The organism is Allobosea sp. 2KB_26 (assembly GCF_052115715.1).
Lineage (GTDB): Bacteria > Pseudomonadota > Alphaproteobacteria > Rhizobiales > Beijerinckiaceae > Allobosea.
Genome location: NZ_JBFRHE010000026.1, coordinates 1 through 12,498, shown reverse-complemented (window position 1 = coordinate 12,498; position 12,498 = coordinate 1). Strand labels below are relative to the sequence as shown.

Annotated in this window: 11 protein-coding genes; 8 read left to right on the top strand and 3 right to left on the bottom strand. The window is 64.3% G+C overall.

The window, feature by feature from the left end; translation table 11 throughout:
• Positions 1-157: 157 nt before the first annotated feature.
• Positions 158-1,000, bottom strand: coding sequence for a hypothetical protein (locus tag AB4099_RS32660; protein ID WP_441481127.1), 843 nt, complete (start codon positions 998-1,000; stop codon positions 158-160).
• Between the two features lie 319 nt (positions 1,001-1,319).
• On the opposite strand from AB4099_RS32660, the gene AB4099_RS32655 reads away from it, so the two are divergent.
• Together AB4099_RS32655 and AB4099_RS32650 are read left to right on the top strand one after the other, a co-directional pair.
• The gene (locus AB4099_RS32655) at positions 1,320-2,600 is read left to right on the top strand and encodes a cysteine desulfurase-like protein (RefSeq protein ID WP_441481126.1); all 1,281 of its coding nucleotides are present in this window, start codon (positions 1,320-1,322) and stop codon (positions 2,598-2,600) included.
• 74 nt (positions 2,601-2,674) lie between these two features.
• The gene (locus AB4099_RS32650) at positions 2,675-3,541 is read left to right on the top strand and encodes a helix-turn-helix domain-containing protein (RefSeq protein ID WP_441481125.1); all 867 of its coding nucleotides are present in this window, start codon (positions 2,675-2,677) and stop codon (positions 3,539-3,541) included.
• A gap of 55 nt (positions 3,542-3,596) precedes the next feature.
• Here AB4099_RS32650 and AB4099_RS32645 read toward each other — a convergent pair whose 3' ends face one another.
• Positions 3,597-4,697 (bottom strand): pyridoxal phosphate-dependent aminotransferase, encoded by a 1,101-nt coding sequence (locus AB4099_RS32645; protein ID WP_441481160.1) that lies wholly within the window; start codon positions 4,695-4,697, stop codon positions 3,597-3,599.
• Between the two features lie 207 nt (positions 4,698-4,904).
• Between AB4099_RS32645 and AB4099_RS32640 the strand changes: the two genes are divergently transcribed.
• The 6 genes from AB4099_RS32640 to AB4099_RS32615 all read left to right on the top strand — a co-directional run bounded on the left by AB4099_RS32640 (position 4,905) and on the right by AB4099_RS32615 (position 11,886).
• Positions 4,905-5,720: a transporter substrate-binding domain-containing protein gene (locus AB4099_RS32640; protein ID WP_441481124.1), complete on the top strand. Its 816-nt coding sequence runs from the start codon at positions 4,905-4,907 to the stop codon at positions 5,718-5,720.
• Positions 5,721-5,776: 56 nt separating this feature from the next.
• Positions 5,777-6,472, top strand: a complete 696-nt coding sequence (locus tag AB4099_RS32635) for an ABC transporter permease (RefSeq protein WP_113514321.1) — start codon at positions 5,777-5,779, stop codon at positions 6,470-6,472.
• The gene (locus AB4099_RS32630) at positions 6,469-7,170 is read left to right on the top strand and encodes an ABC transporter permease (protein WP_441481123.1); all 702 of its coding nucleotides are present in this window, start codon (positions 6,469-6,471) and stop codon (positions 7,168-7,170) included. The genes AB4099_RS32635 and AB4099_RS32630 overlap by 4 nt, the downstream gene beginning before the upstream one ends.
• Positions 7,167-7,907, top strand: coding sequence for an amino acid ABC transporter ATP-binding protein (locus tag AB4099_RS32625; RefSeq protein WP_113514317.1), 741 nt, complete (start codon positions 7,167-7,169; stop codon positions 7,905-7,907). The genes AB4099_RS32630 and AB4099_RS32625 overlap by 4 nt, the downstream gene beginning before the upstream one ends.
• 8 nt (positions 7,908-7,915) lie before the next feature.
• On the top strand, positions 7,916-8,701 hold the full coding sequence (locus AB4099_RS32620; RefSeq protein ID WP_441481122.1) for an inositol monophosphatase family protein: 786 nt from the start codon (positions 7,916-7,918) through the stop codon (positions 8,699-8,701).
• Between the two features lie 152 nt (positions 8,702-8,853).
• The gene (locus AB4099_RS32615; RefSeq protein ID WP_441481121.1) at positions 8,854-11,886 is read left to right on the top strand and encodes an aminotransferase class III-fold pyridoxal phosphate-dependent enzyme; all 3,033 of its coding nucleotides are present in this window, start codon (positions 8,854-8,856) and stop codon (positions 11,884-11,886) included.
• A 183-nt stretch (positions 11,887-12,069) separates the two neighbouring features.
• On the opposite strand, the gene AB4099_RS32610 is transcribed toward AB4099_RS32615, so the two are convergent.
• Positions 12,070-12,498 (bottom strand): amino acid ABC transporter ATP-binding protein (locus AB4099_RS32610; RefSeq protein ID WP_441481120.1); only part of this gene is annotated, 429 nt, incomplete at its 5' end.

Genomic DNA, 12,498 nt, shown 5'->3' with positions numbered 1-12,498 from the left:
TCTGCAATGTGCCTCGCCCCGGCGGGCCGGTTTCACTGGGGGGCTCCCCGCGCTGGGGCATCGATATGCGGCTCAGCCCCCGATCAAGGCTCGGCCGGCATGGTCGCGCGGCATCACGTCGATTCCGTTCCGGAGTGGGCGAGGCCGCGGTGACGGATCATGCAGCGATCGGGACAAGGAGTTGTTCGAAATCTCCTACATTCGTTCCATGGCGCACGTTCGAGGCCTCCAGAATGGCAGCCTTCAGCCGATCAAGCCGCACGCCCGCGACGGTGCGCGGCGACGTGACGCCGGTCGTGTTCTCGTAATTGTGGGTGATCACGTCGAGGAAGACCGGAGCTTTCAGTTTCCGCCCCAACAGCAGGAGCGCCTGGGCCATCGCCGGGTATGGCGTGAAAAGCGGGTTCGCCAGCCATTCCTTCAGTTCGCCCTCCGGCACGCTGAAATCCACGCCCATCACGCCCAGCGCCCGCAGCACGGCAGGCGCGAGCATCGGTCCGTTCTGGTCGGTGTTCAGCCGCAGGAACTCGTCATAGAGTTGCACCGCATCGACCGTCGCGGCCAACGCGTCCTTGCGCCGCGCCGTCTCGGCGAAATGCTGTGCGATCTCGAACAGCGCGATCGCCCGCTCGATCCAGGGCAGGGGATCGCTGGCGCGGTTGTCGATGCGCCTCGGCCGCCCCGCGCTGCGGTAGTCGAGCACTAGCGGTGCCCGCTCCGAGCCGGGATGGCGGATCTCGACCAGCCCGTCATGGCCACCGGGCGCGTTCATGAACGGCCCGGACACGAGCGGCAGCGCCGCCAGATTGTCCCCGGGCTCGCCGTGGTAGATCACCCGGGCCTTGTACTTCTGGCCCTCGCTCTGGAACCAGATGGAGTAGTCCTTGTCGTCCGGCGCGTGGAACGCGTAGGTGCCGCCAGCCTCGCGTGATGTGAAGCCGCGGATCGGGGTGGCCCGGCCGTCCTTCCTGCTCGCGGAAGGTTGCCAGGCTTCACCCATAGGCAGACCTCCCGAGGTCGCAGGCGGGTGGAAAGCGGACGTTCGTCACGTGAGCCAGGCGCGCCCCCGATTGCGCCAAAACCTGACATGCCCGAAACCGGATGTCGTCCACAGGGGGGTCTAACCTCAAACCCAGATGAGCCAGCACCTCCGTTCCTGAGCACATCGTCTGACGACGGACAGCGCGCGGATCAAATCGCGCCGGCTCAGCGACCTCCCCCTTAGGGATGATGGTGCGCAAGAGATCGAATGGGGTAGCTGGGATCCGCACGATGACAGGCGGTGCGGGTCCACTCCGCATCCTATCCGAGGCTATGCAATGAACGATCAAGCCCCGTCCAAGACGTTCCCCGTCGAGAGTGTGCGCAGCCGATTTCCTGCTCTGTCCAAGGTCGCCAATCCGCCGATCTATCTCGACAATCCCGCCGGAACGCTGGTCCCGCAGCAGGTGATCGACGCGGTCAGCACAGCCATGGCCTGTGCCAGCAGCAATCTGGGCGGTTTCTTCGCCGGCTCCAGGCGGGCTGATGCCATCTGGCTCAAGGCGCACCGGGCGGTGGCCGACCTGCTTGGGGCGGCATCCGAGCGCGAGATCGTCATCGGCCAGAACATGACCACGCTGACGCTGCAGCTCTCCCGCTCGATCGGCAGGCGGTTCCGGCCCGGCGACGAGATCATCCTCACCCGCATGGAACATGAGGGCAACGTCTCGCCCTGGCTGCTGATGGCGCGGGACCTGGGGCTGGAGGTCAAATGGCTGCCCTTCAACCGTGACAGCTGGCGCATCGAGCCGGAGGACCTCAGGCCACTCCTCAGCGACCGCACGCGCCTGCTCGCCCTCAACTATGCCAGCAACATGACGGGCTCTATCAACGACGTCGCCGCACTCACGGCCATCGCGAAGCAGGCCGGCGCATTGGTCTATGTCGACGCGGTGCAGCTGGTGCCGCACCGGCTTCCCGAAGTCCACGCGTTGGGCTGCGATTTCCTGGCCTGCTCGTCCTACAAGTTCTTCGGCCCGCACCTTGGCATGGTATGGGGTCGCGAGAGCCTGCTGGCCGAACTGGAGCCCTACAAGTGTCGTTGCGCCAGCGACGCCCTGCCGGAGCGCTTCGAAACGGGCACCCCGCAGACGGAGCTTCTGGCCGGACTTGCCGCCACGGTCGACTATCTCGAGTGGCTGGGTGAGGCCACCGGCCACCACGGCACGCGTCGCGAGAAGCTTTTGGGCGCCTATCGCAGCTTCGAGGCCTATGAGGACGTGCTGTCGCGCCGCCTGATCGAGGGGCTCCTGCTGCTGCCCCATGTCACCGTCCGCGGCATCACCGATGCAGCCTCCCTCGCTCACCGGGTGCCAACGATTTCCTTCACGCATGCGCATGTCTCGACCCATGTCATTGCGAAAGCTCTGGCGGAGCAGGACATCTGCGCCTGGTCGGGGCACAATTATGCGCTCGAGCCTGCGCGCCTGCTCGGGCTCGACGAAGACGAAGGCGTCGTTCGGCTGGGTGTCGCCCATTACAACACGATCGAAGAGATCGACCGGACCCTTGCTGCGATTGCCAAGATTGTTGGGCAGGATGCGGCCATGCTAGCCTGAGTCCGGCGGCAGTACAGGCGGGTCACGCAGCTGGACGAGGACTGAGTGCGTTGAATCGGGAGATACACGCGGGCATGATCGCGGCATTCAGCTTGGATGCCGCTCGCGCAATCGATCGGTTCGATCGTTCCGACAGCCCCTATTTGCTTCTGGACGCGATCAACCGCATCGTCCCCTTCAAGCTGGCGATGTCGGTGGTCTATCGGCGCGAGGCCGCCCCCGTCTATGTGGCCGACACCTTCGCCAACCGCTCCGGAAAGCGAGCGCTCGAGCTTTACATCGCCGGAACCTACATCCTCAATCCGGTCTACAATGCCTATCTCAACGGGCTGAAAGCGGGCATCTACCGCTTGCGGGAGCTCGCACCGGACGCCTATTTCACCTCCGACCACTACCGGCACTTCAAGGTCCAACAACAGGTGGACGAGGAACTCGGCTACCGCACCTATGGCTGGCCGGCGGGGATGGAGGAGGTGGTCGTCGCCGTCGAACTCCCCCAGGACGAGCTGGCGGAGATCAGTTTTTATCGGCTGGCCAGCCTAGGCGGGTTCTCCGATGCCGACTGCGAGGCACTGCGGACCATCGAGCCTCTGATCGGGGCAATCTACCGCCGAATCTGGCAGCATTGCCGCCAGGACAGCAAGCGTGACACGCATTGGGCCTCCTTCGACCTCTTGCTGGGCGATTTCGGCAAAGGGAAACTCAGCCCGCGCGAATGCGATGTAGCCCACCTGATCCTGAAGGGCCATTCGGGCGAGTCGATCAGCCGCAATCTCGGCATTTCGGTGACGACGGTGAAGACCCACCGCCAGAACCTCTACGCCAAGCTCGGCCTTTCCACGCAACAGGAGCTGTTCTCTCTGTTCCTGATGTCGCTCCAGAGGCAGGATGAGGTGTCGAGCCGCTCCAGCGGAGCGGCAAGTATAGTCCCCGCACGCTGAACGAGACCGCCGGCCGCAGGCATGATCCTGCGGCGGGCGGCAGAACCGGCCTTCCTCAGCCCCTGGCGTCGCGGATCGCCGCGGAAATGCCATCCAGGCCCTCAGACAATTGCGTCAGCGTCGGCCAGCCAAAGCCGACGCGGAAATAGTTGTCCGGCATCTCGAACCAGCGTCCGGCACCGACATAGGTGCCATGGACACTGTAAAGACGATGATAGAAGGTCGGCAGATCGAGCTTCACATCAGGCCTGATCCGCGGCAGGCAAACACAGCCGCCTTGGGGCTCGACCCATTCGACGAACTCGTCGCGTTCGATCCATGCCTTCACCAGCTCGAAGCCCTTGCGGATCAACAGGTTGTTGGGCTCGAGCCAGTCCCTGCGCTGGCTCAGCGCGATGTAGCCGACATACTCGTCGATCATGCTGCCCGAGATTCCGATCTGCTCCTTGGCGGCAAGAAAGAGCTGCATCAGCTTTGGATCGCGGCAGATCAGCCAGCCGATGCGGATACCCGGAATGCCATAGGTCTTCGACAGCGAGGAGACGCTGATCACGCGGGGGCTGAGCGTCGCGGCCACCGGTAGCATCTGGCCGAATGTCATCTCACGATAGGTCTCGTCGAACAGGAGCAAGCAGCCCTTCTTTTCGACGAGGGCGACGATGGCGCGCAGCTCGGCCTCCGAGATCATCACGCCGCTGGGATTATGCGGATAGGTTACCGAAACATATCTGGTATTGGGCCGGATCGCCGCCTCGATCCGATCGATATCCAAGCGGAAGCCCGACTCGAAATCGAGATCAATGAAGGTGATGTCGCAGCCGATCGCGCGCGGCGTCTCGATGTTCGTCGCGTAGTTCGGGCGCACCACGACGAGATGCTGGTCCCTATCCAGAAGCGAGGTGGCGACCATGAAGAGGGCGGCCGAGGCGCCGGCCGTGATGAGGACGTCTTCTGCGTCGAGACCGGCACTGAGGCTCGCCACCGAATCCCTCAGGTCGATGCTGCCCTTATGATCGCCATAGCAGAGCAGGACATCGTCCAGCTTGACGTTGAGTTCGCCCAACCTGCGGTCGGCGACCGAACTTTCTGACAGATTCCGACGGATCGTATCGTATCCGAGCTGCTCTGGCGCTTCAATTTCGATCGGCATGCGCACGAATTTCAAGACCGGCCTCCCAGGCAAACGAGCACGATGCCGCGAAACTACGCAGCCTCCTCACCGCCGCACCATCCTCCCTGAGGGGGATAACACCCGCGCCGGAAACGCTGGAATAGTATGCCGGCTAGCTGTGTGCGGGGGGCGACGCTCGTCGGCACGACTTCGAATATCGGCGATAATCAAAGAAGGGGAGCCGCTATGACGATGAGGAAATTGGTTCTTTCGGCAGCGTTCGCGGCGGTCAGCGCGATCGCGACCGCGACTGCCCAGGCGGAGACGCTGCGGGTCGGCATGGAATGCACCTATGCGCCGTTCAACTTCCGCGCGCCCGGCGGCGAGATGACCGGCTATGACGTGGACGTCGCCAAGGGCGTCGCGGCACTCATCGGCGCCGACCTCCAATATGTCTGCCAGCAATGGGATGGCATGATCCCAGCGCTGCTGACCAACAAGTTCGACCTCATCGTCGCATCGATGTCCATCACCGACGAGCGGCTCCAGAAGATGGACTTTTCGGTCCCCTATCGCGTCTCGATCGGGCGGTTCCTCGGTCCGAAGGGGAAGGATCTCAAGCTCTTTGACGACAAGGGTAAGCCGATACAGAGCAGCTTCAAGAACCTCACGGTCGGCGTCGAGCGTGCGTCCACCTACGCGAAGTGGATCGAAGCAAAGTTGCCCGGCGCCAATATCCGGCTCTACGACGGCGCCCAGGCCATGCTGCTCGACCTGCGCAACGGCCGTGTCGATGTCGCCATCACCAATCCGATGAAAGCCTATCTCGAATTCCTCAGCACTGATCAGGGAGCGAAGTTCGAGTTCGTCTCACCCGCCATCGACGAGAGGGAGTATTTCGGCACGGGCGTGGGCATCGGCATCCGCAAGGGCCAGGAGGATCTGGTCAAGCGCGTCAACGGCGCACTCAAGACATTGATCGAAAACGGCTCGCTCGAGAAATACGGCCACAAATACTTCCCCTTCTCGATCAGCCCCGAGAACTGGAAGGGCGTCGGCGTCAACTGAGCATGGCTGATGGCGGTCCGGCCGTGCCGGTCCGCCATGATCGGGGGGAATGATACATGGCCGCACTTTCCGGCTGGTGGGACGATTTCTTCTTCGGGACCGTGATGGTCCTGAAGGTCTTCGCGGCCTCGCTGGTCCTCGCCGTCATCTTCGGATTGCTTGGCGCGAGCGCCAAGCTCTCCCGCAATCGGGCGGCGCAGGTTCTCGCCAAGGCCTATACGGTCGTCTTTCGTGGCACGCCCGAGCTCGTGGTGCTGCTGCTGTTCTATTTCGGAACGGCCGTGGTGCTGACCCGGATCGCCCAGATCTACGATCCGCAGATCAAGTTCGTCGACGTCCCGCCCTTCTGGGCTGGCGCGATCGCGATCGGGCTGATCGTCGGAGCCTATATGACCGAGACGTTCCGGGGCGCCTTCATGGGCGTGGCGCACGGCCAGGTCGAGGCGGCCCACGCGCTGGGGCTAACCAAAGGCCAGACCTTCTTCTACGTGCGCATGCCGCAAATGTGGCGGCTCGCGCTGCCGAATTTTGGCAATCACATGCTGTCGATCATGAAGGACACCGCCCTGATCTCGATCGTCGGGCTGGAGGAAATCGTCTTCGTCGGCCAGATGGCGACCGCCGTCACCCATAAGCCCTTCCTGATGTTCATGACCGTGGCGCTGATCTACCTCGCCATCACGACGGTCATCACCATCCTGACATGGTGGCTGGAGCGGTATGCGAACAGCCATTTGGAGAGGGTGCGATGAACTTCGACTTCAACCTCATCCTGTCGAGCTTGCCGCAGATCGCCGCGGGGCTCGGCATTACACTCAAGCTGATGGCCTATTCGACGGCGATTGGCCTGGTGCTTGCCGTTCTGATCCTGCTGATGCGCATCAGCGGCCGCTGGTACCTCGCCTGGCCGGCCATGGGCTATATCTACTTCCTGCGCGGTACGCCGATCCTGGTGCAGATCTTCATCATCTATCACGGGCTGCCGCAGCTCGACTTCGTCCGGGAAAGCGTGCTGTGGCCGGTGCTACGCGAGCCTTTCGGCTGCTGCGTCGTCGCGCTCTCGCTCAACAGCTCCGCCTACATATCCGAAATCCTGCGGGGCGGCGTTCTGGGGGTCGACAAGGGCGTCAACGAGGCGGCGAGAGCGCTTGGCCTGAGTGCCCCGCAACGCTTCATCTATATCGTGACGCCGATCGCCGTGCGCCTCGCTTTGCCGGCTTATAGCAATGAGTTCATCTCAATGATGAAGGCAACGGCCCTGGCGAGCACGGTCACTCTTCTCGATATCACCGGGGTTGCCCGCACGATCGTGTCCAACACCTTCGCCCCGTTCGAGATCTTCATCGCGGCGGCACTGATCTACCTGGCCATGGCGTGGGTCTTCCAGGTCGGCTTTGGCAAGCTTGAAGATTACCTCGGCAAATACACGAAGAGAGGGGCATCCGCATGACACCGCCGGAGCAGATCGTTCTGGACAATGTATGCAAGCAATTCGGGGCGTTCCAGGCGCTGAAGAACGTCAGCCTCACCGTCGCCAAGGGGCAGAAGTTGGTCGTGTGCGGGCCGTCCGGCTCGGGCAAATCGACGATGATCCGCTGCATCAACGGATTGGAGACGCATGACAGTGGCCGCATCACGGTCAACGACGTCGTTCTCGAAGGCGAGCGCAGCTCCATCGCCGTGCGCCGCGAGGTCGGCATGGTGTTCCAGAGCTTCAACCTGTTCCCGCATCTGACGGTGCTGAAGAACCTGATGCTGGCCCAACGCCTCGTGCGCAAGAAGGATAAGGCGGCCGCGCGCGATACGGCGATGACCTATCTCACACGCGTGCGCATCGCCGACCAGGCCGACAAGTATCCCAGCCAGCTTTCCGGCGGCCAGCAGCAGCGCGTGGCGATCGCCCGTGCGCTCTGCATGAACCCGCAGGTCATGCTGTTCGACGAACCGACATCGGCCCTTGATCCGGAGATGATCTCGGAGGTGCTGGACGTGATGAGCGACCTCGCCCGCGACGGGATGACGATGGTGTGCGTCACCCATGAGATGGGCTTTGCCCGGTCCGTGGCGGACAAGATCATTTTCATGGACGCCGGCGAGATCGTCGAGGCCGCCGCGCCCGAGGACTTCTTTTCGAAGCCGAAGAGCGAACGCGCGCGGCAATTCCTTGGCCAGATCCTTTCACATTGAGCACAGACATGACCGACCCCATCGCTTCCGAACTCCTGTCATTCGCCCAGCAACTCGCCGACGAGGGCCGCGCCATCGTTTCCGAGGCCTTGCGCACGGCCCACAAGATCGACATCAAGGCCGACCAGAGCTTCGTCACCGCCACGGACCGCGCCATCGAAAAGCGCCTGCGCGAGCGCATCGAGGTCGCCTATCCCGACCACGGCATATTGGGCGAGGAATTCGGCTCGCACGGGCTGGATCGCGAATTCGTCTGGGTCATCGACCCGATCGACGGCACCGCCGCTTTCATTGCCGGAATCCCGGTCTACGGCATCCTGATCGGCGTCGCGCGCGCAGGTCGCCCCTGGCTGGGGCTGATGGACCTGCCGGCGACCGGCGAGCGCCTCTCCGGCATTTCCGGAGCCGGCGCGGAGCATAACGGCCGACCTATTCGCTGCAGGCCTCGCAGCTCGCTGGAGCAGGCCTTCCTGACGAGTTCCAACCCCCGCTTCCTGACTGAGACCGAGCGGAGTGCGGTTGACCGGCTGGATCGGACCGTCGCCTTCACCCAATACGGCGGCAGCTGCTATGCCTATGGCTGTCTGGCGCGCGGCAATACCGACATCGCAGTTGACGGCGGCCTGGACGCCTTCGACGTCTTCGCCCCGATCGCCATCATCGAGGGAGCCGGGGGTGTCGTGTCGGACTGGTCCGGCAAAGCCATCGACCTTTCGTGGAAGGGACAGATCGCCGCCGCCGGTGACCGCACGCTGCACGGGCTGGCGCTCGCGCAGCTCAACCCTTCTTCCTGATCGACCCGTCTGTCCGGCCCTTGAACGAGATGCGCCTGCGAGACGATATCCGGGTCGGTTGAGCCCCCCGCGCCGGGCGCGCTCATTGCCTTGGGGCTCCAGCCCTCACGGCAAGCGTCGTCGAAGCGCGCCATGAGTTCAGGAGATTTCAGATGAACCACGATTGGTTGCGCGCCATCGCGGAACAGTTCGGGGGCACAGGGGTGCTGCGGCAGCTTGGCGGCGAGCATGACCTGAACTTCCGCGCTGCAGCCCCGCAAGGCGATATTATCATCAAGGCGATGCGCCCTCATGGCGATGCCGCTCTGGTCGAGCAGCAATGCGCGGCCATCGCTCACGCCCTCACGGCCGATCCCACGCTGCCGCTGCCGCAGGTGTTACCGGCACGGGACGGTCGTGCCTGGCAGCATGTCGCGGACGACCGCCGGCAACCGAGGATGGTGTGGGTCCAGCGAGCGCTTGAAGGCATCCCGATGGGCGAGGCAGGGCCGCAGCAGCTGGCGGTCCTGTCGTCGTTTGGCGCACTGGCCGCGCGGCTCGATCTTGCGCTTGCCCGGTTCGAAGGGGCGGCCACGGCGGATGCGGCAAAATGGGACCTGACGAAGGCGGGCTGGATCGGCGCGCATCTCGATGTCCTCGGAAACGGCGCGCGTCGCCGGCTGATCGAGGACATCCTGGCCGACTACGAGGCCGCGCTCCCGTCGCTGAGGGCCTTGCCATCGCAGGTGATCCATAACGATCTCAACGACTTCAACATCCTTGTCGTGCCAGGCCTCGCGGAGCCGACGCGCATCAGCGGGCTGATCGATTTCGGCGATATGGCGGTCGGCCCCAGGGTCTGCGAACTGGCGATCGCCGGCGCTTATGCGATCCTCGACCATGAGACGCCCGAGGCGGCCCTTGCGGCATTGGTCGCGGGCTATCACAGCGCCTCGCCGCTGACCACAGCCGAGATCGACCTGATCTGGCTGCTGCTGCGCACGCGTCTTGCCGTCAGCGTCGTGAACTCGACGATCGAAGCGGCCGGACGCCCCGGCGACGCCTATGTGACCATCTCGCAGGCACCCGCCTGGCGGTTGCTGGAGAACGCAGCGCTCGACGGCGCGCTCATGCGGGCGCGCTTGCGCGTCGCATGCGGACTGCCGGCAACCGACTCGGCAGACCGCGTGGCCGCCTGGCTCGACCGGCAGAGGGGAACCTTTGCCCCGGTGATCGGCGAGGCACTGGACGACGTATCCGTCGGCCAGCTCTCGGTCGCGGCGAGCACGGTGCCCCAGGACCCGTTCAACCTGCGTACAGACGAGGCCCGCCATCTCGGCCCGCGCAACGGTTCGGATGGGGGCCGCTGGCTCGGGCAATATGGCGAGCCAAGGCTGGTCTACACGGACCGCGCTTTCCGCAAGGGACCGTGGCGGGCGTCGAACCGGCGTACCATCCACATGGCCATCGACGTCTTCGCCCCGGCGGGGCAACCGATCCATGCGCCGCTGGCGGGGAGGGTGGCCATGGTGGAGAACCGCACCGGCCATCTCGACTATGGCGGCGTTGCGATCCTCGAGCACCAGACCCCCGAGGGCGACGTCTTCCATACGCTCTACGGCCATCTCGACCCGGCTCTGTGCGAGACGCTTCGTCCCGGCCGCGAGGTGACTGCGGGCGAAGTGTTCGCGCGGCTGGGAACACCCGACGGGAACGGCGGCTGGGAACCGCATCTGCATTTCCAGCTCGCCCTGACGCTGGACGGAATGGGCCATGACTGGCCAGGTGTCGCGGACCCGGACGACTGGGAGCTCTGGCAGGCGATCTGCCCCAATCCGGCTGCGCTGCTCAACCTTCCGGACGACCGGGCCGCCTATCGGCCGATCGATGAAGCTGCGTTACTGGCCGAGCGCAAGGCCCGGTTCGGCGCCAATCTCAAGCTCAGCTATCGGCGCCCCGTCACCTTCCTGCGCGGCTGGCGCCACCACCTCTTCGATGAGATGGGACGGCCCTATCTCGACGCTTACAACAACGTTCCCCATGTCGGCCATGCGCATCCACGCATCCGGACCGTTGCGGCCGACCAGCTGGCGCGGATGAACTCCAACACACGCTACCTGCACCCGGCTCAGGTCGCGCTGGCCGAGCGCATGACCGCGAAGTTGCCCGAGGAGCTGGAGATCTGCTTCTTCGTCAATTCGGGTTCGGAGGCGAACGAACTCGCGCTTCGCCTCGCACGCGCGGCCAGCGGCGGCTACGACATCGTCACGCCCGATCACGGCTATCACGGCAACACCACCGGTGCGATCGACATCTCGGCCTATAAATTCAACAAGCCCGGCATGGGCGGCCGCAAGCCATGGGTGCAGTTGGTCGACGTCGCGGATGACTATCGCGGGCGGTTCCGACGCGACGATCCCGACAGGGCGCTGCGTTATGCCGAGCAGGTCGACGAGGCTCTGGCAGCGATCGAACGGCGGGGCGGCAAGGTGGCCGGCTTCATCGCGGAGACTTTCCCGAGCGTCGGCGGCCAGATCATCCCGCCGCCGGGCTACCTCGCGCAGGTCTATGAGCGCATCCGTCGGGCCGGTGGCATCTGCATCGCCGATGAGGTGCAGACCGGGCTGGGCCGGCTCGGCGACTTCTATTTCGGGTTCGAGCAGCAGGCCGTGCGGCCCGACATCGTGGTGCTGGGCAAGCCGCTGGGCAACGGCCATCCCATCGGTGCAGTGATCACGACCCGCGCCGTTGCCGACCGTTTCGCAGAGGGACCGGAATATTTCTCGACTTTCGGCGGCTCGACCCTGTCCTGCTTGATCGCTGCCGAAGTGCTCGACATCGTCGAGGACGAAAGGCTGGCGGCCAACGCGAAGGCAATGGGCGAGCGCCTGCTCACCGGTCTGCAGGCGCTGGGCGAGAAGTACCCGGTCATCGGCGACGTCCGCGGCATTGGCCTGTTCCTGGGCGTCGATCTGGTCACGGATGGCAACAGCCGCACCCCGGCGACGGCGGCCGCGGACTATGTCGTGAACCGGTTGCGCGACATGCGCATCCTGATCGGGCGCGAAGGACCGGCGGACAATATCCTGAAGATCAGGCCGCCTCTGACAGTCGAGGCCGAAGATGTCGATATGCTGCTTGCTCGGCTAGATATCTGCCTGCGCGAAGTGGAAACAGCGCGATACCAAAGCAGACTCCTAGGATGATCGTGGCCGAAAGCGGATTTCGCGCGATCGTGGCGGCTGCGCCCGCGCTCGGGCACAGAGGTGCGCTATGCCGAGGAGAAAGGGCGACAAGCCTCGACGGATCGGAGCGCCGCATCCGATCATGTTTGTATCAATAGGCTGTCTCCGGCACCCATCCGCACGCCTTTGCCGGTCCAGCCCGGCTTAGTGCAGGATCTGGCTGAGGAAGAGCTTGGTGCGTTCGTGCTGCGGGTTCTTGAAGAACTCGTTGGGCTCGTTCATCTCGACGACCTGGCCGGCATCCATGAAGATGACGCGGTCGGCGACCTGGCGGGCAAAGCCCATTTCATGGGTGACGCAGAGCATGGTCATGCCCTCGTCCGCCAGGCTCACCATGGTGTCGAGCACCTCCTTGACCATCTCGGGGTCGAGCGCCGAGGTCGGCTCGTCGAACAGCATGATTTTGGGGCTCATGCAGAGCGAGCGCGCGATCGCGACGCGCTGCTGCTGGCCGCCCGAGAGCTGGCCCGGATATTTCAGCGCCTGCTCCGGGATCTTGACGCGCTTGAGATAGTGCATGCCGATCTCCTCGGCATCCTTCTTCGGCATCTTGCGCACCCAGATCGGGGCCAG